Origin of the sequence: Kitasatospora sp. NPDC088861 (genome assembly GCF_044750105.1) — a bacterium.
Taxonomy (GTDB): Bacteria; Actinomycetota; Actinomycetes; order Streptomycetales; family Streptomycetaceae; genus Kitasatospora.
Map to the genome: position 1 here is coordinate 187,363 of NZ_JBIVJF010000002.1, position 22,326 is coordinate 209,688.

Here is a 22,326-nt window from a genome sequence, read left to right on the forward strand (position 1 = left end):
GGCACGATCATCACTGTTCATCGAAAGGGGCTGTGTCCCAGCATGGGCACCTACTCGCTTCCCGACCTGCCGTACGACTACTCCGCGCTTGAGCGGGCGATGTCCCCCGAGATCCTCGAACTGCACCACTCCAAGCACCACGCCGCCTACGTCAAGGGTGCGAACGACACCCTGGACCAGCTGGCCGAGGCGCGCGACAAGGAGCAGTTCGGCGGCCTGGTCGGCCTGCAGAAGACCTTCGCCTTCCACCTGTCCGGCCACGTGCTGCACTCGCTGTTCTGGCAGAACCTCTCCCCGGAGGGCGGCGACCGCCCCGAGGGCGAGCTGGCCGACGCCATCACCGAGCACTTCGGCAGCTTCGAGGCCTTCCGCAAGCAGCTCACCACCGCCACCACCGGCGTGCAGGGCTCCGGCTGGGGCATCCTCTCCTGGGAGCCGCTGGCCAAGCGCCTGATCGTCGAGCAGGTCTACGACCACCACGGCAACGTCGGCCAGGGCACCACCCCGCTGCTCGCCTTCGACGCCTGGGAGCACGCCTACTACCTGCAGTACCGCAACGTCCGCCCCGACTACGTCGAGAAGCTCTGGGACGTCGTCAACTGGCAGGACGTCTCGTCCCGCTTCGCGGCCGCCAAGACCGCCTGACCCGCACTAGGTGAACGGCCCCGGACCGGTCGGGCGGTCCGGGGCCTTCCTCGGGTCAGGAGAGCTGCAACAGCGCCTTCCGGTGCCGCCAGGCGAGCCGCAGGAGCGCCGCGCCGGCGGGCTGCATCGGCTCCGCACCGGTGAGGCGATCCACCTGCTCGGCTGTGAACGGGATGCCGGTCGAGCGCCCCGTCGCGTCGTCCAGCCCGACGCGGTGGCCCTCGTCGTTGGTCGAGACGATGCGCCGGAACGTCTCGTCGAACAGCTCGGCGTCGAACACGGCCACGGTGAGCATGTCGGTGACGAAGGTCAGCGGATCCATCCCGAGGCCCAGCCAGAACACCCGCAGGCGGCCGGCCTCATGTGCTGCGGTGAGCGACCTGTTGAGCGGCCAGGCGGCGTAGTCGATCGGCGCCCTGTCGCTCCCGTAGTCCTCGGCGTCACCGAGCAGTTCCTCGCTCAGCTCCCGCAGGATCGCCCGCCAGAGGTCGAAGTCGTTCCCCTCGTTCCACGGCGCGTCGTGCGAAGCCTGGAACATCCCGACCGGCATCACCTGGAAGAGACCCCCGCCGCTGGCGACCTTCTCGGGATCACGCCAGTGCAGCACGAACTCCGCTTCGCCGGTCCTGCGATCGTGCCGGATGGTCAGCGTACTGATGGCCGCCATGACCGGTCGGCGCGCGAGGTCGGTCGGATCGCCGATGGCAGCGCGGAAGGGCGTGGCGGCCCCGCCCGCCAGGACCGCCGCCGCGTACTCGTGCGCAACGGCCTCACAGATGTCGATCACGTCGAAGTACCGGCCGCGGCCGAAGGCCAGCGTCGGACCGCCCGCAGACGTCCCGACATCCAGCAGGCGGTAGCAGCTTCGATCCTCGAACAGCCTGGGCCTGGCAAGCTCCCGCACCGCGTCGGCGTAGCGGCGGTAGGCCGTTCCGCCCCTCCGGCGCGGGCGGATGCGGTCGAGCTCCGGCTCACCGCCGTCCAGGTCGGCCTCCGGCGCGTCCGGCTGCCAGCGCAGCCGGACGCGTTCCAGCGGCACCGGCTGCTCCGGAATCCAGTGCCGCCGAGCCAGCAGCGGAGTCCCCGGGACCAGCCGTTCGGGATCGCTCTCGGCAAGGAGCCGATTGGTCAACTCGAAGCGGTGGTCGTTGAGGAAGCTGCGTACCCATCGCCACTGCTCCCGGCTGTCGGACGGGCCCGGTCGGTCGTCTGCCACGGTTCACCCTAGCGCTGCGGCTCGTTCGTCGAGTTCCCCGGCACCGGCCACGTCACGGAGGCGGTAGAGGCGGGCCCGGAGGTCGCGGACGGCGTCCTGCACCTTGACCGAGCGGATGCCGTCCGCGCAGTCGAGGAAGTCGTTCCAGGACGCGAGGGCACCGTCGACGTCGTCCTGCCGGAGACGGACGGTGCCGAGGTCGGCGAGGACGATCGCACGGGTGCGGCGGCGGTCGAGGCCGTGGATGTCGAGCGCGTGGTGGAGGTGTTCCTGCGCGCTGGTGTGGTCGCCGAGTCGGGCGAGGATCATGCCGGACTCGTGAGCCCACCGGCCGATGCTGTAGTGCGAGGCCCACGACTCGCCGGGCGTGCCGGTGGCCCGTTCGATCGCGCTCTGGGACGCGGCGAGCGAGCTGGTCGCGGTGCGCCGGTCGCCGTCGAGGGCTGCGGCGTTGGCGAGGGTGGCCTGGTAGTAGGCCAGGGATCGGGAGTCATCGAGGTGTTTGGCCTGGTCGACGCACTCTTCCGCTATCCGTACGGCGGTGGGCCTGAACCCCAGGTCGATGGCCTGGACGGCCAGACCGCGCAGGGCGGTGGCGGCCAACTCGGCGTCGCCGGCCTCGGAAGCGAGCCGGAAGGAATGCGCGTAGTACTGCTGGGCAGCGTCCTGGTTCCCCTCGTCCTGGGCCATCCACCCGGCCAGGTGGACGAGTTGGGAGGTCGCCGCGAACAGCTCCCGGCCGACGGCTTCACTCCAAGTCCCGTCCAGCCAGGGGGCGACGTCGTCGTGGAGGTAGCGGACGGCCAAATGGCGGGCATGGCCGCCACCGAGTTCGGCGGCCGTGTCGCCCAGCGACTTCGTCATCTGGCGGATCGCTGCGACCTCGCCCCGGCCGACCTTCACTGTGCTGCCAGTCTTTCCCTGTACCCGCCGCAGGACGGCATCAAGGTCGGACAGGCCCAACGCCGCAAGCGCGTACGCGCTGGAGGCGGACACGAATCCCCGGCGATCCACCACGTCCCTCCGGCTCAGCTCGACAGCCGATCCACGGTAACGCCAATTCCACTCTCTACATGCCCAGTTGTCGGCTTGTTGACCACCTGGAACATCCGATCGGTTCCAGGCAGGCAGCCCCGGACTGGCGGTCCGGGGCCGTGCTGAATGAGACGGGCAATCCACTCCGCTACGGCAGGGGCCACGTATTCGTCGGGTCGTCCAGCCAGGCCTGATGGCCTCCGGGGCCGATGGTGAGGCCGAGGCGGCTCGGCCCGGGGCGGTCGTTGTCCAGCCACCAGCGGTGGGCGGCCTCGACTTCGTCCCACAGGCGGCGCGGGCCGTGCTGCCACACCGTGTACCGCTCGGTGTTCTCGGTGCCGTCCCAGTCGACGGCGGCCCAGGAGCCGCCGTCGGTCGTGGCCACCCAGAGGCGGGTCTCGACGTCATCGAGATCGGGGTCGTGGTGCCAGGCGTACCAGAGGTCGCCGAGGCGGTGCCCGAGGGCGAACTGGGTCTCGAACTCCGAGTCGGCGACGGCCCAGGGGTCGAGCGTGGTCGTGGACTCGTCCGGTACGTGCTCGTCCATGACGACGTCCCGGAAGAGGCGGAGGTCGCGGCGCTGGGTGCGCATCAGCATGAAGGCGCTGTCGGGGGTGTAACGGCCGGTGGCAGTTCCGTCGTTGCCCACGGTGAGGCGGAGCAGGCCGCCGTGGCTCCAGTCGTCGCACCAGGGGGTGAGGATGACGCCGCCGGGCCTGGTCTGTTCGATCCAGGCGTACGGAACCCGTCTCACCGAACAGGTGGCCACCACACGGTCGAACGGTGTTTCGCCGCTCCAGCCGAGGCTTCCGTCCCCACAGACGACGGCGGGAGCGTAGCCGTTGGCCTTGAGGTTGGAACGGGCGAGTTCGGCCACGGTGGGGTCGATCTCGATCGTGGTCACGTTGGTGTCGCCCAGCCGGTGGGAGAGGAGTGCGGCGTTGAACCCGGTGCCCGCGCCGATCTCCAGGACTCGCATCCCCGGTGCGAGGCAGAGGAGTTCGAGCATCTGGAAGACGATCGACGGAGCGGAGGCCGAGGAGGACGGTGAGGCGTCGGCCAGATCCTCCGGCTCCTGCCCGTCGTTGATCTGCGTCACCACGGGTTCGTCCGCGTACGCGGCGGCGAACCAGCGATCGGGCTCGTGCCCGCGATCGCAGGGCGCGAGAACATCGTCGTCGCCGCTCAGCCAGATGCGGTCGGGGAGGAAACGGTGGCGCGGTGTTGCTTCGGCGGCCTTGCGCCAGTCGGGGGTCAGATCGCGGCCGAGGTGCCGGGAGACGGCAAGGAGCAGGCCGCGCACGCCGGCCTGCTCCAGGGCCTGGTGGTGAGTTGTCACTTGTTCTCGTCGCCGCCCTTGCCGTGCTTGCCGCCGGCCTTTCGCGACTGGTGATCCTGATTCTGCGGGGCCGTGCTGAAGTCCTTGTCGCCCGCGTGCTTGCCCTGCCCGCCGTCGTTGTCCCCGCTGCCGCCACCGGAGCTTCCGTCCTTGCCGGTTCCCCATCCCATGGGTACCCCCTACCTGTTCGCGATGGTTGTCGTGGTGCTGCTGGTCGTGCCGATCATCGGGGTCATCGTCGACCAGGCGGCCGAGCGGACTCGGCCCGTGGTCACGGATCCAGACTCCCGTTACTGACCGTCAATACCAATATCCAGTGGGTAATCTCGCCGTGGGATGGATTCACCGATGAGGGGCGCGTCTCGTGGGTACCGCACTCGAACCGATCAAGCTGGCCGACCTCGCCTGGCAGAGCGAGGAAGTGTGCCGTGCGCTGAGCCGCCGCGATATGGCAGCCATCTTCCGGTACGTTCAGCGCCATAGTGGGGCCAGTCAGGCCCGGTTGGCCGTGCAAGTGGGTATGACCCAAGGTCGTGTGAACGAGATCATCAATGGCCGTCGGCTCGTTACGAAGCTCGATGTCTTCGAACGCATCGCGGACGGGCTCAATCTCCCCGACGGTGCGAGGCGCCTCCTTGGCCTGGCGCCGAGCCCGAACGGTCGACGCTCGCCAGGATCAGCCTTCGACCTGGTGACTTTCCCCGAGATCGCGCGCGTCTACAGTGACCAGGCCTCTGCGACTGCCGAGATCCAACGGGCCGCCCGGTCGGCCACTGAACTGGACGTCCTCGCTGTGCGCGGTCTCGGGCTCCTGGCTCTGCGGGACTCCCTGCTGCGCCAATACCTGGACTGGAATGGGGATCCCGCCCCGCGACTGCGGGTGTTGCTCCTCGACCCGGACTCGCCGGCAGCTGAGCGGCGCGCCGCCGAGATCGGCGAATCCACCGAATCGCTCGCGGGCGGCATCCGGCTTGCAGAGGCCCGACTGCGAGAGCTGGCCGGGTACGGGCGGGTTGAGGTCTACCGGTACAGCGCGGTGCCGGTGTGGCGGATCATCAGGCTGGATCGGACTCTCTTCGTCGGAGCTTTCGACGCGGACTGGGAAGGACACGAGTCGGCGACCTATAAGGTTCTGGCCACCCCGCACGGCCCCCTGTACCGGGGCTGGCGCAGGCAGTTCGATGTGATGGTGGACGGCGCCGAGCGCGTGATCTGACGGAGGGGCGAGGATGGCGATCGAAGCGGAGCTCAAGGCGGTCGTGCGCGACCCGGAAGGCGTGCGCGAGCAACTGGAGGCCCGGCACGGTGCCGGCCGCGCCGAGGTCTACCGCGACACGTACTACGACGCGCCGGACGGCAGCCTGATGGGCACCGATCGCGAGTTGCGGATCCGTACCGTGCACAGCCCGGACGACACGCGCACGGTGCTCACGTACAAGGGGGCCCGGGTGGACGAGGCGTCCGGGTCGAAGCCGGAGTCCGAGACGAAGGTCGAGGACGCCGATGCCGCGCACGAGATCATGCGGGGCCTGGGCTTCACCCCTCGCATCGCGTTCGAGAAGCGGTGCCGCAACTACGGCTTCCAGCGCGACGGAAGGCGCCTGCTCGCCACGTTCGTTCGCGTTCCCGAGTTGGACGACGCCACGTTCATCGAGGTCGAGACGACGGCCGCCACGGAGGCCGACCTCGCGCCGGCCCTCGCCCTGGTGCGTGCGGTGCTGGACGAACTCGGCATCAAGGACGACGACTTGACCACTGAGCTGTACACCGACGCGGTCGCGGCGGCGCGACCTGCCTGACCGCACGGCTGAGCGGGCCCGCTGGCGGCCCATCCCGGTACTCATCCGCCGGGATGACGGCCTCCAGCCGCGTACCCCATCCGAGCACGATTTCCGCCAGCCAGGCGTCGGCGTCAAATGTGGTGGCGGCCCGTGCCGGGGGTGGTCATTCTGGGCGGATGGGTGATCGTGCGAACTTCGTCGTTGTCCGCGAGAGCGGTGAGTTCGAGCTGTACCTGTCGCGGTTCGGGGCGGTAGGAATCGACCTCGACCTCCTGGCCGGGCCGGCGGAGGTTCTCTCGATGGTCCGGCACCTGAGAGCGGTCGACTGGTGGCTGGACGATGTGCACTGCCAGGGTGCGGCACTGATCGACCTCGGGCGGAAGGTGTTGATGCTGTTCGCCTGGGAAGGGCCGAGCGCCGAGATGCGCCACCGGGCAGCCACGCTGGAACTGTTGCAGGAGGCGTGGGCGGGGTGGGACGTCCGGTGGATGTACGACGGCCCGGCCGAGCTGCGGACGTACCTGGGGCTGGACCCCGAACACGTCCGTGCCCGTGGGGGCGGGATTGCGGTGGGGCCGCTGCTCGAACCGGACGACGAGGAACTGGCTGACCCCGAGCCGATGGTCGCGGTGGTGACGGTCGGGACGGAGCACTGCTACGTGTTGGCGAACGTCAACGACCATCCGGTCCGGGAGGGGGCTGCGCTGCTCGACCGACTGGCGGGCGGCCCCGAGCACGGGGTCTGCCGGGCGTCGGCCGATGCCGGCATCCACGTCGATCCGCTGCGCCGGCGGGTGGGCTGGTGGGTGCTCGGGGCGGCGGCGGAGGCGTACGAGATGCCGCGGCGATGGCCCGGTTGGACGGTGGAGTTCTGGCAGGACCGCTGGGAGGAGCACGTACTGGCGGCGCCCGGACGCTTCTCGCCGCCGCCGGTCGACCGCGCGAGGGCGCTGGCGGACGTACGGGCAGCGGCCGAACGCTGTCGAGGGGCGTGAACCCGCCCGGCGCCCGCCGGGTCGGTCCGGCCGGCTCCACCCCTCTTGCCGAGCCGTCAGGCACCGATGTGCATACTTGCCGGACGATCAGCAGGACGTAGAGGTGATGACGCGGTGAAACTGGCTGAAGCGCTCGCGCAGCGCGCGGCTGCGGTGCGGCAGGTGGAGCAGTTGCGGGCGCGCGTCGTCGGCAGTGCGCGCTACCAGGAGGGCGAGGAACCGGCCGAGAGCGCGGCGGAGGTCCTGGCCCAGGCCGGAGAGGTGCTGGACGAGCTGGAGCGGCTGATCCGTCAGATCAACCGGACCAACTCCACCGCGCTCATCGAGGGCGGCGGCACACTGACCGACGCCCTCGCCCGCCGGGACGTCCTGCGGCTGCGCCACTCGGTGATCACCGCGGCCGCCGACGCCGCCTCCGGGCGCGACCAGCGGGGAGCCGTACGGCAGTTGCGGTCCGAACTCAGGATCCTCTCCGCCCTGCCGGTCGCCGAGCTCCATGCCCAGGCGGACGCCCTGGCGAAGGAGATCCGCGAGGTGGACACCCTGATCCAGCGCACCAACTGGGAGATCGACCTGATCGAGGACTGACCCCACAAGCTGGGTGGGGGAAGCAGGTAGTCGCCACGGAGGCGTGCACACACCGCGGGCCGGCGGTTCATCCGGCCCCTGGCGCGTGAAGAGCAACGCAGGGGTTCGATTCCTCACCGAACAATGCAGCTCAGCATCGCGTACAGGTGACAGAGCACACCGCACAGCTCACCACCACGTGCAGATCCGGGCGGCGAGGGCGGGAACGGGGCGCCCCACACCCGGTGCGAGGGCCGTGCACACCGGCACGGCCCTCGCACCTGTTCCTCCCCGGAGCCACCCGAGAAAGCGCCTCCCGTCAGGGCGTGCCGAACAAGCCGAAGAAGCTGTCCAGGATCTGCTGCGCGGCGAGCCCGGCCGGCATGGTGCCGGCGCGGACCCGGGCCTCCAACTCGACCGAGAGCCGCCGCACTTCGGGGTGTTCGTGCAGCCGCGCGTAGAGCTGGTCGTGGACCATCGTCCAGGTCCATTCGACCTGCTGGTCCCGCCGCTTCGCGGCCAGCGCGCCGGTGGCGTCGAGGACCTTGCGGTGTTGCTGCAGCCGCTCCCACAGCACGTCGAGTCCGGCGCCGTCCCGCCCGCTACAGGTCAGCACCGGGGGCGTCCACGCCGCGTCGGGAGCCTGCAACAGCCTTAGGGCGCCCGCGAGTTCGCGGGCCGCGGCGCGAGCATCCGTCTCGTGCGGCCCGTCCGCCTTGTTGACGGCGATGACGTCGGCCAGCTCCAGGACGCCCTTCTTGATGCCCTGCAACTGGTCGCCGGTGCGGGCCAGGCTGAGCAGTAGGAAGGTGTCGACCATCCCGGCGACGGCGGTCTCGGACTGGCCGACTCCCACCGTCTCGATCAGGACCACGTCGTAGCCGGCGGCCTCCATCACCACCATGGACTCCCGGGTGGCCTTGGCGACGCCGCCCAGCGTCCCGGAGGTGGGCGAGGGGCGGACGAAGGCGTGCGGGTCGACGGCGAGGCGTTCCATCCGGGTCTTGTCGCCGAGGATGGAGCCGCCGGTGCGGCTGGAGGTGGGGTCGACGGCGAGCACCGCGACCCGGTGGCCGAGCCCCGTGAGCATGGTGCCGAAGGAGTCGATGAAGGTCGACTTGCCGACACCGGGCACGCCGGTGATGCCCACCCGGACCGCGCCGCCCGCGTGCGGCAGCAGCCGTTGGAGCAACTGCTGCGCGAGCGCGCGGTGGTCGGGCCGGGTGGACTCGACGAGGGTGACGGCGCGCGCGATCCAGGCGCGCGAGCCGTCGAGGACACCCGTCACATAGCTGTCGAGGTCGATCGTCCGCGGAGGCATACGATCAAAATCTCACAGCTCGTGGCCGAGGTCGGCCGCCAGCGAGGTGAGCAGGTCGTAGGCGGCGTCCGGGATGACGGTGCCCGGCGGGAAGACCGCCGCCGCTCCCGCCTCGTACAGCGCGTCGAAGTCCTGCGGGGGGATCACCCCGCCGACCACGATGGTGATGTCCTCCCGGCCGGCCTCGGCGAGCGCGGTGCGCAGCGCGGGGACCAGGGTGAGGTGCCCGGCGGCGAGCGAGGAGACGCCGACGATGTGCACGTCCGCCTCGACGGCCTGGCGGGCGACCTCGTCGGGGGTCTGGAAGAGCGGGCCGACGTCCACGGTGAAGCCGAGGTCGGCGAAGGCGGTGGCGATCACCTTCTGGCCGCGGTCGTGGCCGTCCTGGCCCATCTTGGCGACCAGGATCCGCGGGCGCCGGCCTTCGGCCCGCTCGAACCGCTCGACCAGGTCGCGGGTGCGCTGGAGGGAGGCCGAGGGGCCCGCTTCGTCTCGGTACACACCGGAGATGGTACGGATCTGGCCGCTGTGCCGGCCGTACACCTTCTCCAGGGCGTCCGAGATCTCGCCGACGGTGGCCTTCGCCCGGGCCGCGTCGACGGCCAGGTGCAGCAGGTTGCCGTCGAGCGAGCCGCCGCGCTGCGGGCCGGCCTCGGCGGCCCGGGTGAGCGCGTTCAGCGCGTCCTGGCAGACCGCCTCGTCGCGCTCCTCGCGCAGCCGGCGCAGCTTCTCGATCTGGCGGGCGCGCACCGAGGAGTTGTCGACCTTGAGCACGTCGATCTGCTCGTCGCTGTCCACCCGGTACTTGTTGACGCCGATGACCGGCTGGCGGCCGGAGTCGATCCGGGCCTGGGTGCGGGCGGCGGCCTCCTCGACGCGCATCTTCGGGATGCCCGCGTCGATGGCCTTGGCCATGCCGCCGGCCGCCTCGACCTCCTGGATGTGCTGCCAGGCACGGCGCGCCAGGTCGTGGGTGAGCTTCTCGACGTAGGCGGAGCCGCCCCACGGGTCGATGACCCGGCAGGTGCCGGACTCCTGCTGGAGCAGCAGCTGGGTGTTGCGGGCGATCCGGGCGGAGAAGTCGGTGGGCAGGGCCAGCGCCTCGTCGAGCGCGTTGGTGTGCAGCGACTGGGTGTGGCCCTGGGTGGCGGCCATCGCCTCCACGCAGGTGCGGGTCACGTTGTTGAACACGTCCTGGGCGGTGAGCGACCAGCCGGAGGTCTGCGAATGGGTGCGCAGCGACAGCGACTTGGCGTTCTTCGGGTCGAACTGCTTGACCAGCTTCGCCCACAGCAGCCGGGCCGCGCGCAGCTTGGCGACCTCCATGAAGAAGTTCATGCCGATCGCCCAGAAGAACGACAGCCGCGGCGCGAACGCGTCGACGTCCAGGCCCACGTCCAGGCCCGCGCGCAGGTACTCCACCCCGTCGGCCAGGGTGTAGGCCAGCTCCAGGTCGGCGGTGGCCCCGGCCTCCTGGATGTGGTACCCAGAGATGGAGATGGAGTTGTACCGGGGCATCTTCTGCGAGGTGTACGCGAAGATGTCCGAGATGATCCGCATCGACGGCTGCGGCGGGTAGATGTAGGTGTTGCGGACCATGAACTCCTTGAGGATGTCGTTCTGGATGGTCCCCGCCAGCTTCTCGGGTGCCACCCCCTGCTCCTCGGCGGCCACGATGTACAGGGCCAGGACGGGCAGGACGGCGCCGTTCATGGTCATCGACACCGACATCTTGTCCAGCGGGATGCCGTCGAAGAGTTGGCGCATGTCGTAGATCGAGTCGATCGCCACGCCCGCCATGCCGACGTCGCCGGTGACGCGCGGGTGGTCGCTGTCGTAGCCGCGGTGGGTCGGCAGGTCGAAGGCGACCGAGAGGCCCTTCTGGCCGGCCGCCAGGTTGCGGCGGTAGAAGGCGTTGGACTCCTCGGCGGTGGAGAAGCCCGCGTACTGGCGGACGGTCCACGGCTGGTTGACGTACATGGTCGGGTACGGCCCGCGCAGGTACGGGGCGATGCCCGGGTAGGTCTCCAGGAAGTCCAGGCCGGCCAGGTCCGCCGTGGTGTACAGCGGCTTGACGCCGATGCCCTCGGGGGTGTCCCAGACCAGCTCGTCGACGTCCTTGCCGGTGGACTGCCGCCAGGCGGCCCGCCACTGGCCGTCGGTGACGTCCCCGGAGGGATCCCCGTTCAGCCCGATTCCGGTGAAGTCGGGGATCATCGTGCCACTCCGATCTGGTCGAGCAGGGAGGTGAGGACGGCGATGGCGTCCCCGCCCGCGTGGATGAACTCGTCTACTCCTGCCGGGGTTTCGCCGAGCCGACCGGCCAGCAGCACCCGTTGGGCTCCGGCCGCCCTCAGCGCGCCGGCGACGGCCTCGGCGTGCTCGCCGTACTGCGCGTCGCCGGAGCACAGGCAGGCGGCGGTGGCGCCGGAGGCGGTGAAGGCCTCGGCGAAGGCGGCCGGGTCGACGGACTCCAGCGAGGTCGTCGCGATGCCGCCGGCCTGGAACAGGTTGGCGGCGAAGGTGGTGCGCGCGGTGTGCGCGGAGGCGGTGCCGATCGAGGCCAGGAACAGCTTCGGCCGCTCGCCGGTGGCCGCGAGCTGCGCGTCCGAGCGGTCGCGCAGCGCCTCGTACGCCTCGGCGCGGCGCACCTGCGGCAGCCCGCCGCCCGGTGCGGCCGGGGCCGGCTCGCGGACCAGCGGCTGTTCGTCCAGGTGCGGGAACTCGCTGACGCCGGTGACGGGTTCACGCCGCTTGGCGAGCTTGACGGAACGCTCCGCCCAGGTCGCGGCGATCCGCTCGCGGACCGTCCCGTCGGTGAGCGCCGCCTGCTGGCCGCCGGCCCGCTCGATCTCCTGGAACCAGGCCCAGGCGGCCGCCGCCAGCTCCTCGCTCAGCTGCTCGACGTACCAGGAGCCGCCGGCCGGGTCGATCACCCGGGCGAGGTGGGACTCCTCCAGCAGGATCGACTGGGTGTTGCGGGCGATCCGGCGGGCGAAGGAGTCCGGCAGGCCGAGGGCGCTGTCGAAGGGCAGCACGGTGACGGCGTCGGCGCCGCCCACGCCGGCGGCGAGGCAGGCGACGGTGGTGCGCAGCATGTTCACCCACGGGTCGCGGGCGGTCATCATCACCCGGGAGGTGACGGCGTGCTGGCGCTGCGCCGAGGCCGCCGCGGAAGCCCCCGACACCTCGGCGACGCGGGACCAGAGGCGGCGCGCGGCACGGAACTTGGCGATGGTGAGGAACTGGTCGGCGTCGGCCGCGTAGCGGAATTCCAGCTGGCCGAGCGCGGCGTCCACCGACAGCCCGGCGGCGGTGAGCGCCCGCAGGTAGGCGACGCCGGTGGCGAGCGAGCAGCCCAGCTCCTGGGCGGGCGAGGCGCCGGCCTCGTGGTAGGGCAGGGCGTCCACGGTCAGCGCCCGGACGCCGGGGTACTCGGCGGCGCAGCGGGCGGCCAGCGCGGTGGCCTCGGCGAGCAGTGCGGTGGTGCGTCCGGTCTCGCCGGTACGGGCCTGGAGGCCCAGCGGGTCGGCGCCGAGGTTGCCGGCGGCGGCACCGGGGGAGACCTCGCGCTCCTCGTACAGGGCGAACAACTGCTCGGCGGCGGCGGTGAATTCGGGCCCGGCGTCGAGTGCCACGGCGGCCAGGTCGAGGTACACGCCGGCCAGCGTCTCGGGCAGGGCCGTGACGGGCAGGCCCGCGCCGCCGAGCTCCAGCCAGAGCGAGCCGACGCCGTTCTCCAGATCGGCCAGGACCGCCTCGTTGGTGCGTCGGCGGTCCGGGTCGGCGTGCCGCTGGCGGACGTCCCAGCCGGCGACGGCGGCGCCCTGCGGCCGGCCGCCACGGACGAACGGGGGGAAGCCGGGGTAGCCGGCTTCGGCCGGGGCGTCCTCGGCGGTGTACAGCGGGCGGGCGCGCAGCCCGTCCGGGAGTTCGGTGGTGAGCGCCCGCTCGGCGGCGGCGCCGTCCGCGGGGTGCGCGCCGGACTTGCGCAGCACGCCCTCGACGAGCTGCTGCCACTGCTCGCGGTGTGCGGCCGGGAATTCGGCGGCGAGGGGGAGCCCTTCGGGCAGGACGTTCATGACCGCAGGTTAGCGCTCGTTCGCAGGACCGCAGGAGGGGCGGTCCGTGTGACCTTTCCCTCGATTTGGCACGTTCTCAGCACTCCGGGCGGCGAGGAGTGCCGCGGACGGCGGCACCCGAGGTCAACGCCGGTGCCGGGGGCCACGATCGATCGCCAGGGACGGCCCGGAACAGGGGGATTGCGGAACCCCTCCACTCATCTATTAAGTTACTTCGAAGAAGGTGGGCGGGGACCGAACCCCCGTAGGTCCTCGCCCGCCTTCGCCGTCCCCTGCCGTCCCCCGAAGGAGAGCCCCCCGCCATGGGAAAGCGTCGCAAGCCCAGCCCCCCGAGCCGGGCCCGCATGGCGGTCCTCACCACGGCCATGGCCGGCGGCGCCGTCCTCGCCTCCGGCACCGCCCACGCCGAGCCCGCCCCCAACCTGGCCTCCGTCAAGGAACAGGTGGACAAGCTCAACGAGGAGGCGGAGCAGGCCGTCGAGCAGTTCAACGGCTTCCAGGAGAAGCAGCAGAAGCTCCAGGGCGACGCCAGCAAGATCCAGGAGAAGGTCGCCCGCGGGCAGGAGGCGATGAACGAGCTGCGCTCCCAGCTCGGCGCGGTGGCCGCCGACCAGTACCGCACCAACGGCATCGACCCGTCCTTCCAGCTGATGCTCGACTCCGACCCGGCCGCCTACCTGGAGCGCGCCTCGGTGCAGAACCACCTCGCCGACTCCCAGATATCCCTGCTCAAGCAGGCCCAGAACGAGCAGCGCAAGCTCGACCAGGACCGCGCCGAGGCCACGGCCACCCTGGCCCAGCTCGACTCCGTCGGCACCGAGCTGGGGGAGAAGAAGAAGCAGATCCAGGCCAAGCTCGCCCAGGCACAGGGCATGCTCAACAAGCTGAGCGCCGAGGACCGCGCCAAGATCAACGCCCAGCAGAACGCCGAGAAGGCCAAGGCCGAGGCCCAGGCGGCGGCCGCCGCCGACCGGGCCTCCCGCTCCTCGGAGCGCCAGAACATGAACACCCCGGCGCCGCCCGCCAGCGGTCGAGCCGCCGCCATCCTCCAGTTCGCCTACGCCCAGCTCGGCAAGCCCTACGGCTGGGGCGCGACCGGCCCCAGCAGCTTCGACTGCTCCGGCCTCACCGGCGGCGCCTACCGCTCGGCCAACGTCAAGCTGCCCCGGATGTCCCAGGACCAGTGGAACAGCGGCGCCCGCGTCCAGCGCGCCGACCTCCAGCCCGGCGACCTGGTCTTCTTCTACCCCGACATCCACCACGTGGGCATCTACATCGGCGACGGCAAGATGATCCACGCCCCGCGCACCGGCAAGAACGTCGAGGTCCTCCCGATCAGCGCCATGCCGTACGTGGGCGCCGTCCGGCCGTAGGAAGTCCGACACCGGCAGTCCGGCAGCCCGCTCCCGCCTCGGCGGGGGCGGGCCTTCGCGTTCTCCGGGTCCGCCCGGTCGGTCCTCCTCGTGCGGCGGAACGTGGAAACAGGACCATCTGGAAGTACTTGCCCCTACAGTCTCCCCACACCCCCAGGGTCGTCACGGAGAGGGAGCACCATGGCTGACACGCCCGCGCCCCGGAACATCGAGAGCTACGGCTACCAACAGGAACTCCGCCGGTCCCTGACCTTCACCGACCTGCTCGTCTACGGGCTGGTCTTCATGGTGCCGATCGCACCGTTCGGCATCTTCGGCGGCGTCTTCCAGGGCTCCGGCGGCATGGTCGCGCTGGCCTACGTCCTGGGCATGGTCGCGATGATGTTCACCGCCCTGTCCTACGCCCAGATGTCGCGGGCCTTCCCGATGGCCGGCTCGGTGTACACCTACGCCGGGCGGGGCATCGCGGCGCCGGTCGGCTTCCTGTCCGGCTGGATGATCCTGCTCGACTACGTGCTGGTGCCGGGGCTGCTGTACCTGGTCGCCGGTGTCGCCATGAACTCGCTGGTCCCGTCCGTCCCGGTGTGGCTCTGGCTGGTCGGCTTCGTGCTGCTCAACACCGTGGTCAACTACCTGGGCATCGAGACCACCTCCAGGGTCAACAAGGCGATGCTGATCGGCGAACTCGTCGTGCTGGCGCTGTTCGTGGTGGTCGGTGTGATCGCGCTCGCCTCCGGCAAGGGCCGGGGCTTCGACTTCACCCCGCTCTACAACGCGCACACCTTCTCGTGGAGCCTGGTCTTCGGCGCGGTCTCGATCGCGGTGCTCAGCTTCCTCGGCTTCGACGGGATCTCCACCCTCTCGGAGGAGAACCGGGACTCCACCAAGGCCGTCGGCCGGTCGATGGTCGCCGCGCTGCTGCTCGCGGGCACGCTGTTCATCGTGCAGACGTGGGTGGCCTCGCTGCTAATGCCGGACCCGGACGCCCTGATCCGGGACGGCGATCCGAACGGCACCGCCTTCTACGACGCGGCCCGCACCGCCGCCGGCAGCTGGCTCGCCACGCTGACCGCCGCCTCCACCGCCGTCGCCTGGGGCTTCGCCAACTCCCTGGTCGCCCAGGCCGCCACCTCGCGGCTGCTGTACGCGATGGCCCGGGACCGCCAGCTGCCCGCCTTCCTGGCCCGGATCCACCCCGAGCGCCGGGTGCCGGTCAACGCCACCCTGCTGACCGCCGCGATCTCGCTGCTGCTCGGCCTCTACATGGCCTCGCGTGACGACGGCATCACCCTGCTGAGCACCCTGGTCAACTTCGGCGCGCTGACCACCTTCCTGGTCCTGCACGTCGCCGTCATCGTCCACTACCTGATCCGCCGACGCAGCAAGGACTACTGGCGCCACCTGATCGCGCCGGTCCTCGGCTTCGCGATCCTCGCCTACGTGGTCGTGAACGCCAACATAGCGGCCCAGCGGCTCGGTTTCGTCTGGCTGGCCGTCGGCGCGGTCGTGCTGGCCGGGCTGGTGGCCACCGGCCGCAAGCCCCGACTGGCCGTCATCGAGGCCGAATCGGCCGTCGAGCCCGGATCGGCCGTCGAGCCCGGATCCTGCACCGAGCCCGGATCCGGCACCGAGCCCGGATCCGGCACCGAGCCCGATCCCGCCACCGGGCCCGAATCCACCGTCGATGCGCCCACCACCCGCGAGGAGAACCCGTGAGCCTGCCCGAGACCGTCCAGCTGGCCCCCGCCCCGGCCGACTACGCCTACACCTTCGGCGGACGCGCACCGCTCGTCACCGTGCGGCCCGGCACCATCGTCGAACTGACCACCGAGGACTGCTTCGGCGGCAAGGTGCGCGGCACCGGCGACCTGCCCAGCCAGGTCTGCGTCTTCCCCTACCTCAACCCGGTCACCGGGCCGATCGCGGTGGCGGGCGCGGAGCCCGGCGACGTCCTCGCGGTGCACTTCGTGGAGATCACCCCGGCCCGGGAGTACGGAGTCTCCAGCACCTTCCCGCACTTCGGCGCGCTGACCGCGACCCACAGCACGGCGATGCTGCACCCGCCGCTGGAGGAGCGGGTCTGGGTCTACGACCTGGACCTCAAGGCGGGCTTCTGCCGATTCCGGGCCCGGAACAGCGACTTCACGGTGGACCTCCCGCTCGACCCGATGCACGGCACCGTCGGGGTCGCCCCGGCGGCCGGCGAGGTGCTGGCCTCGATCACGCCGGGCGCGCACGGCGGCAACCTGGACACCCCCGAGATGCGGGCCGGCACCACCGCCTACTTCGGGGTCAACGTCCCGGGCGGGCTGCTCGCCATCGGCGACGGCCACGCCCGTCAGGGGGAGGGGGAGGTGTGCGGGACGGCGGTGGAGGCGGCCATGCGCACCACCGTGATCGTCGACCTGGTCAAGGGCGGCGGACCGGCCTGGCCGCGGCTGGAGGACGACCGCTTCCTGATCAGCACCGGCTCCGCCCGCCCCCTGGAGGACGCGTTCCGGATCAGCCAGCACGACCTGGTCGGCTGGACCGGGCACCTGCTCGGCCTGGACCAGCTCGACGCCTACCAACTGGTCAGCCAGGCCGGGCTGGCGCCGGCCGCCAACGTCTGCGACACCAACTACACGATGGTCGCCAAGCTGCCGAAGAGCCTGCTCGGGCGGGTCCGCGCCTACGACGGCCTGCACGACCGCCTGCGCGAAACCGCCGAGGCGTACCTGCGGCACCGCTAGGGTCCGCCCGGCATCGTGACCGGGGGACGGCGGACGCCCTACGGGTGCGGCGCGCAGGCCAGCAGGTACGGCAGCAGCGGGAGCGCCGACACCACCATCCAGAAGGCCAGTTGGCGCCTTCGTCGGCCGTGCCCCGGTCGGGCCAGCCGGCGGACCCGGGCCAGCACCCCGGTGGCGGACGCCGCCAGCGACCCGCCGGGCGCGATGCCGTACGCCGTGCCCGGCACGACGCCGTGCGCGGCGCCCGTCGGGGCTCCGGACGTCGCCAGGGCGCAGAGCGCGGAGGCCAGTTCGCTGCGCGACACCCGCGCCAGCGCGGCGTCGTCGGCCGCCATCTCCAGCAGCAGTCCCACCTCCGCCCGCCCGTGCCGGGCCAGCGGCAGCGGGCCGAACAGCAGGGCGAAGGTGTCCGCCGGCAGCCGGAACAGGTGGTGGCGGCCGCGGATGTGTCCGTGCTCGTGCGCCACCGCCGCGGCCAACTGCCGGTCGTCCAGCAGCCGCAGGGCCCCGCGCGACAGGACCACCCGGGAGCTGCGGCCGGGCAGGCAGTAGACGGTCGGGTGGGCGTGCTCCAGGATCAGGGCGCCCCAGCGCCCGTCCCGGACGGCGACCACGTCCAGCATCGCCCGGTGCCGCCGGCGCGCCCGTCCGGCCCGGACGCCGACGGCCGCCACCAGCGTGGCGATCGCGGCCCCGGCGGCGGCCAGCAGCCACCAGTCGTGGGTGTGCGGGGCGACGGGCCCGGGCGGCTCCGGGTGCGGGAACAGCCCGACCAGCCCGGCCGGCTCGTGGGCGAACGGCTCCACCGCGTGGTGCGCCGCCAGCAGCAACGCGACCAGGAAGGAGGCCATCAGGGCCAGCCAGAGCGCGGCGCCCGCCGCCGGGCGCGCCTGCAACCGGGCCGAGCCGGCCAGCCGGCGCGGCAGCAGGACCCCGGTCACGGCCAGGTGGAGGCCGAGCAACGCGAGGGTCACCCGGCGTCCCGGGCCTTCACCTGCTCCAGCGCCGCCAGCAGCGCGGAGGCCTCGTCGCTGCTCATCCCGTCGACGAAGTGCAGCAGCGCACCCGCCCGGTCCGGCGTGGTCTCCAGCGCCTGGCGCATCAGCCGCGCGGTGTACGCCTCCCGGGTGCAGGTCGGTTCGTACGCCCAGGCCCGGCCCACCTTGTCCCGGCGCAGCCAGCCCTTGGTGTGCAGGATGTCGGCCACCGTGGTGACGGTGGTGTACGCGACCGGCCGCTGGCGCTGGAGGTCGTCCACCACCTCGCGCACGGTGGCGGCCCGGCCCCAGGACCACAGCCGGTCCATGATCTCGGCCTCCAGGTCGCCGAACCCGCGCAGCACCGCCGTTCTCTCCCTCGCCGACCGCCGGCGCCCTTCGCCCGCTAGAACCCGCCCATGGTACGGCGCTCTCGCGCGTGGGTCGCCCGCGCACGCCGAAGCCCGCCCTCCGGAACGGGGGGGGCGGGCACCGGCGTGCGCCAGGGGTCAGGACAGCCGCCGCCCCATCGGGATGCGGGAGCGGGTCAGCAGGGCGGCGAGCAGCCCCGCCAGCACCGGGAGCACCAGGACGACCAGCAGCAGCTGGCCCCAGGGGGCGGTGATCAGGGCCGGGTGGCCGCCGAACCCGCTCGCCCGGGACTTCAGCAGGCCTACCGCGGGGACGAAGCCGTTGACCGCCCCGAGCAGCGCCCCGAGCAGGGCGATCATCGCGCACTGCAGTCCCGCCATGGTGCGGCGGATCCGCGGTGGTGCGCCGACGGCGGCCAGGGTGGCCTGGTCCTGGCGGGAGTCGGCGGCGGCCAGGCCGGTGGCGATGCCGGCGGCGCCGAGGACGACCAGTCCGGCGAAGCCGCTGAGGGCCAGGGTGAGGGCGTCGCCGCGGGACTGGAAGCCGCGCTCGACCTCCAGCTGGGCGGCCCGGTCGAGCCGGACGACGGCGGCCTCGGTGCGCTGCTGGGCCTTGCGGTCGGGCGGGGTGGCGGGCACCCAGATCGAGCCGGTGGGCTTCGCGGTGAGCCCGGGCAGGAGCTTGGGCAGCGCCGAGGGCAGGATCAGGCCCTGGGCGAAGCGGGCGGCGGCCGGGTTCTCGACCAGGACGGCGTCGGCCGGGATTTCCTGAAGGTCGGGCTTGGGGACCTCGCCGGGCTGGAGCGGCGCGCCGGAGCTGCCGCGCAGCTGGAGCACCGCCCGGCCGTCGCCGGCGAGGAAGGCGCGGTCGAAGACCAGGATCTTCCCGGCGGCCAGGGCCTGTTCGGCGGCCGGGTCGTGGATGCCGAACTGGGTGCGGAGCATGGCGGCGTCCCCGGAGGCCAGGTGCGGCGGGCCGGACGCGGTGCGCCAGTTCACGGTGCCCTTGAGCTGGACGGTGCTGGAGCAGTTGGCACAGAACTGGTACACCGCTTCGCCGAGGTCGGCGCGCGGCCCCAGGTCGGTCAGCTGCTTGCCCACCTCGGCGCGCAGGCCGTCGAGTTGCGGTCCGTCGACGGTGGAGAGGAGCTGCACGGCGCCGTACGGGGCCTGCGGCCGGTAGTCGCGGCGGTTCTCGGCGTCGGTGCTGGTGCTGTAGACGCCGATGGCGACGGCCCCGGCCACGGCGGCCATCACGGCGGCGACGGCCGGCGCGGTACGCGAGCGGTGCCGGGCGGAGTCGCGCAGGGCGAGTCGGGGGCCGAGCGGCAGCCGCCTGGCGAGCCGGCCGAGCAGGGCGACGAGTGCGGGGGTGCAGGCGAGCAGGCCGAGTTCGGCGATGACGGAGCCGCCGAGCACGGTCAGCGTGCGGGTGTCGTAGGTGCTGACGACGGGCACGCCGCCGTGTTGCAGCGCGCTCGCGCCGTACAGGGCCAGGGCGGCGCCGGCGGCGAGCAGCAGCACACCGAGCACGGTGACCCAGCGGTTCGGGGCCTGGACGGTGTCCCGGTCGGTGAGTCCGGCGGTGACGCTGCGGCGGGCGGCTTGCCGGGCGGGCAGCGCGGCCGCGAGGAGCGCCGTGAGCAGGCCGATCCCGCCGATCGCGAGCAGGTCCAGTGGCGGCAGGGCGAAGTGTCCGAAGCGGGCGCCGCCGGCCCGTTCGATCCACGGGCGCAGCCCGGCGACGAGGCCGCCGCCGAGGACCACGCCGACCACGGCCCCGGCCGCGCCGAGGACGAGGGCGCCGCCGAGCACCACCGCGCCGACGTGCGTCCGCCGGCCGCCGGCGGCGCCGAGCAGCGCGAGCTGGCGGCGGGAGCGGCGGGCGCCGACCGCGAAGGCGGGGCCGGCGAGCAGGGCGACCTCCAGCAGGCCCATGCCGGTGACGGTGGCCACCACGACCTTGGTGTTGTCGTCGGCGGAGGGGCCGAAGGAGCGGTAGGCGTCCCGGTAGTAGGGGACGGCGGCGCGCGGCGGCGGGGCGAGCGCGACCGAGCGGGCGGTGAGGGTGTAGCCGTGGGCGTTGAACTCCTGGACCTTGGCCCAGTCGAGGGTGGCCCCGGCGGGGAGCCGGACCAGCCAGGCGCCGCGTTCGGGCTCCGGCGGTGCCGCGGCCGGGCTGCCGGGAGGCGTGGCGGCGGCGAGCTGGCTCAGCAACGCGCCCGACTGGGCGACGAGTTCGACCCGGCGGAGGTCGTCCGGGTGCTCGACGACGCCGGTGATGGTGAAGGTGGTCCGCTCCAGGCCCGGAAAGGTGGTGGTGCCGCCGACGGCCAGCCCGGCGTTGTCGAGGAAGGCCCGGGTGGCGGCCAGTTCGCGCGGGCCGCCCGGGGCGTGGCCGTCGACCAGGTTGAGCCGGCCGTGCCAGAGCGGGTCGGTGAGGTCGGCCTCGGTGGTGAGGGTGCGGACCAGGCCTTCGGGGGAGGTCGCGCCGGTCTCCGGGCCCTGCCGGGCGGAGGTGAGCACGCTGCCCGGCGGCAGCAGCCCGGTGACCAGGGTGACCGGGTCGGTGCCGGCGGCCTTCTGCTGCTCGGCCGTGGGCGGTTGTCCGGGGCGGGGCTGGGCCGCGAAGGCGCCGTCCTCGGCGACCGGGGCCTGCTCGACGGCCCGGCCGGGGGCGAGCGAGGTGACGAGGGCGTCCGCCCCGCCCAGCACCCGTTCGACCCGTTCGGCCGGGGTGAGCTGCCCGCTGCGGTGGACGACGTCGGCGCCGGTGACGCCGAGGACGGGCAGCGCGATCATGGCGACGATCAGGGCGCTGCGGCCCTTGGCGCGCAGCGCGTCGCGGCGGGCGATGCGCAGGGCGACCTTCCAGGCGCCGAGTCTCATCGGGCCACCTCGCCGTAGCCGTCGGCCCCGTGGCCGAAGTCGCCGACCGCGTGCCCGGTGCCGGTGGCCGAGTGCCCGGCCCCGTCGGCCGCGTGGCCGTAGCCGTCGGCCGGGGCGCTGAGCGGCTCGGCGGTCAGCCGGCGCTTGCCGGTGCGCCGCCCGTGGCTCTCGGAGGCGACCGCGCCGTCCTTCAGATGGACCACCCGGTCCGCCCAACTGGCGTGCGCGGCCTCGTGGGTGACCATCATCGCGGCGGCCCCGGCGTCGCAGCGGGCGCGCAGCACGGCGAGCACGGCCTCGCCGGTGGCGGAGTCGAGGGCGCCGGTCGGTTCGTCGGCGAGGACGAGGCGGCGCTCGCCGATCAGCGCGCGGGCGATGGCGACGCGCTGCTGCTGGCCGCCGGACATGTCGTCGGGGAAGCGGTCGGCGAGTTCCCCGATGCCGAGCTCCTCCAGGGCGGCGAGCGCCTCGCGGCGGGCGGTGCGTCCGGAGACTCCGTCGAGTTCGCGGGGCAGCGAGATGTTCTCGGCGGCGGTGAGGGCGGGGATCAGGTTGTAGTCCTGGAAGACGTACCCGATGGAGCGCCGCCGAAGGTCGGCGAGCCGGCCGCGGCTGAGGCCGCCGAGGGCCACGCCCTCGACCAGGATCTCGCCCTCGCTGGGCGCGTCGAGTCCGCCGGCCAGGGTCAGCAGGGTGGACTTCCCGGAGCCGGACGGGCCCATGACGGCGACGAACTCGCCGGGGTGGACGGCCAGTTCGACGCCGCGCAGGGCGTGTACCTCGGCGGCGCCCCGGCCGTGCACCCGGGTGACGTTGGCCAGGTGCAGGACGGGTGCGGATCGGGTCGGATCGCTGTGGGACACACTTCCCCCTCGTGAGCTGTTGAGCTGCATATGTCGGTGAACTATATATGCCGGACGGGGGTGCACGTCGAGGGGTGGGTTTGGTCAAGCTTCTACAAAGCTGTCGAAGTTCGGTCGAAACGCCGCTATCCGGGTGAAGG

General features: G+C 72.4%; 20 protein-coding genes. 9 read left to right on the plus strand and 11 right to left on the minus strand.

The window, feature by feature from the left end:
* Positions 1-42: 42 nt before the first annotated feature.
* Complete coding sequence (locus ACIP37_RS04665; protein ID WP_363587062.1) at positions 43-645, plus strand: superoxide dismutase; 603 nt, start codon at positions 43-45, stop codon at positions 643-645.
* 55 nt (positions 646-700) lie between these two features.
* On the opposite strand, the gene ACIP37_RS04670 is transcribed toward ACIP37_RS04665, so the two are convergent.
* The 4 genes from ACIP37_RS04670 to ACIP37_RS04685 all read right to left on the minus strand — a co-directional run bounded on the left by ACIP37_RS04670 (position 701) and on the right by ACIP37_RS04685 (position 4,405).
* Complete coding sequence (locus tag ACIP37_RS04670) at positions 701-1,861, minus strand: XRE family transcriptional regulator (protein ID WP_400803305.1); 1,161 nt, start codon at positions 1,859-1,861, stop codon at positions 701-703.
* 3 nt (positions 1,862-1,864) lie between these two features.
* Complete coding sequence (locus ACIP37_RS04675) at positions 1,865-2,725, minus strand: tetratricopeptide repeat protein (RefSeq protein ID WP_400803302.1); 861 nt, start codon at positions 2,723-2,725, stop codon at positions 1,865-1,867.
* Positions 2,726-3,044: 319 nt separating this feature from the next.
* The gene (locus ACIP37_RS04680; protein WP_400803299.1) at positions 3,045-4,235 is read right to left on the minus strand and encodes a methyltransferase domain-containing protein; all 1,191 of its coding nucleotides are present in this window, start codon (positions 4,233-4,235) and stop codon (positions 3,045-3,047) included.
* Entirely contained in the window at positions 4,232-4,405 is a 174-nt protein-coding gene (locus tag ACIP37_RS04685) for a hypothetical protein (RefSeq protein WP_400803296.1), read from the minus strand. The genes ACIP37_RS04680 and ACIP37_RS04685 overlap by 4 nt, the downstream gene beginning before the upstream one ends.
* Here ACIP37_RS04685 and ACIP37_RS04690 point away from each other — a divergent pair.
* The 5 genes from ACIP37_RS04690 (at position 4,404) to ACIP37_RS04710 (ending at position 7,599) form a co-directional block, all read left to right on the plus strand.
* Positions 4,404-4,532 (plus strand): hypothetical protein, encoded by a 129-nt coding sequence (locus ACIP37_RS04690; RefSeq protein ID WP_400803293.1) that lies wholly within the window; start codon positions 4,404-4,406, stop codon positions 4,530-4,532. The two genes, ACIP37_RS04685 and ACIP37_RS04690, sit on opposite strands and share 2 nt — an antisense overlap.
* A 67-nt stretch (positions 4,533-4,599) precedes the next feature.
* Entirely contained in the window at positions 4,600-5,451 is an 852-nt protein-coding gene (locus tag ACIP37_RS04695) for a helix-turn-helix domain-containing protein (RefSeq protein WP_400803291.1), read from the plus strand.
* Positions 5,452-5,464: 13 nt separating this feature from the next.
* Positions 5,465-6,034, plus strand: a complete 570-nt coding sequence (gene cyaB / locus ACIP37_RS04700) for a class IV adenylate cyclase (protein WP_400803289.1) — start codon at positions 5,465-5,467, stop codon at positions 6,032-6,034.
* A gap of 158 nt (positions 6,035-6,192) precedes the next feature.
* Positions 6,193-7,011, plus strand: a complete 819-nt coding sequence (locus ACIP37_RS04705) for a hypothetical protein (RefSeq protein WP_400803286.1) — start codon at positions 6,193-6,195, stop codon at positions 7,009-7,011.
* 114 nt (positions 7,012-7,125) lie between these two features.
* The gene (locus ACIP37_RS04710; protein WP_400803284.1) at positions 7,126-7,599 is read left to right on the plus strand and encodes a DIP1984 family protein; all 474 of its coding nucleotides are present in this window, start codon (positions 7,126-7,128) and stop codon (positions 7,597-7,599) included.
* A gap of 298 nt (positions 7,600-7,897) precedes the next feature.
* On the opposite strand, the gene meaB is transcribed toward ACIP37_RS04710, so the two are convergent.
* The 3 genes from meaB to ACIP37_RS04725 are packed head-to-tail and all read right to left on the minus strand — an operon-like array spanning position 7,898 to position 12,981.
* The gene (meaB, locus tag ACIP37_RS04715) at positions 7,898-8,899 is read right to left on the minus strand and encodes a methylmalonyl Co-A mutase-associated GTPase MeaB (RefSeq protein ID WP_363587073.1); all 1,002 of its coding nucleotides are present in this window, start codon (positions 8,897-8,899) and stop codon (positions 7,898-7,900) included.
* 12 nt (positions 8,900-8,911) lie between these two features.
* Entirely contained in the window at positions 8,912-11,116 is a 2,205-nt protein-coding gene (gene scpA / locus ACIP37_RS04720; protein WP_400803280.1) for a methylmalonyl-CoA mutase, read from the minus strand.
* Entirely contained in the window at positions 11,113-12,981 is a 1,869-nt protein-coding gene (locus ACIP37_RS04725) for a methylmalonyl-CoA mutase family protein (RefSeq protein WP_400803277.1), read from the minus strand. Before ACIP37_RS04725 ends, scpA begins: the two co-directional genes overlap by 4 nt.
* A gap of 302 nt (positions 12,982-13,283) precedes the next feature.
* Between ACIP37_RS04725 and ACIP37_RS04730 the strand changes: the two genes are divergently transcribed.
* The 3 genes from ACIP37_RS04730 to ACIP37_RS04740 all read left to right on the plus strand — a co-directional run bounded on the left by ACIP37_RS04730 (position 13,284) and on the right by ACIP37_RS04740 (position 17,086).
* Positions 13,284-14,354, plus strand: coding sequence for an NlpC/P60 family protein (locus ACIP37_RS04730; RefSeq protein WP_363625125.1), 1,071 nt, complete (start codon positions 13,284-13,286; stop codon positions 14,352-14,354).
* A gap of 180 nt (positions 14,355-14,534) precedes the next feature.
* The gene (locus tag ACIP37_RS04735) at positions 14,535-16,070 is read left to right on the plus strand and encodes an APC family permease (protein WP_400803274.1); all 1,536 of its coding nucleotides are present in this window, start codon (positions 14,535-14,537) and stop codon (positions 16,068-16,070) included.
* Positions 16,067-17,086, plus strand: a complete 1,020-nt coding sequence (locus tag ACIP37_RS04740; protein ID WP_363625129.1) for an acetamidase/formamidase family protein — start codon at positions 16,067-16,069, stop codon at positions 17,084-17,086. The genes ACIP37_RS04735 and ACIP37_RS04740 overlap by 4 nt, the downstream gene beginning before the upstream one ends.
* A gap of 38 nt (positions 17,087-17,124) precedes the next feature.
* Here the strand turns inward: ACIP37_RS04740 and ACIP37_RS04745 are convergent, their stop codons facing one another.
* The 4 genes from ACIP37_RS04745 to ACIP37_RS04760 all read right to left on the minus strand — a co-directional run bounded on the left by ACIP37_RS04745 (position 17,125) and on the right by ACIP37_RS04760 (position 22,216).
* Positions 17,125-18,060, minus strand: coding sequence for a M56 family metallopeptidase (locus ACIP37_RS04745; RefSeq protein ID WP_400803270.1), 936 nt, complete (start codon positions 18,058-18,060; stop codon positions 17,125-17,127).
* Positions 18,057-18,425: a BlaI/MecI/CopY family transcriptional regulator gene (locus ACIP37_RS04750; protein ID WP_363625139.1), complete on the minus strand. Its 369-nt coding sequence runs from the start codon at positions 18,423-18,425 to the stop codon at positions 18,057-18,059. Before ACIP37_RS04750 ends, ACIP37_RS04745 begins: the two co-directional genes overlap by 4 nt.
* 147 nt (positions 18,426-18,572) lie before the next feature.
* Complete coding sequence (locus ACIP37_RS04755; protein ID WP_400803267.1) at positions 18,573-21,323, minus strand: FtsX-like permease family protein; 2,751 nt, start codon at positions 21,321-21,323, stop codon at positions 18,573-18,575.
* A complete protein-coding gene (locus ACIP37_RS04760; protein ID WP_400803264.1) occupies positions 21,320-22,216 on the minus strand; it encodes an ABC transporter ATP-binding protein in 897 nt (298 codons plus the stop codon). Before ACIP37_RS04760 ends, ACIP37_RS04755 begins: the two co-directional genes overlap by 4 nt.
* Positions 22,217-22,326: the final 110 nt, after the last annotated feature.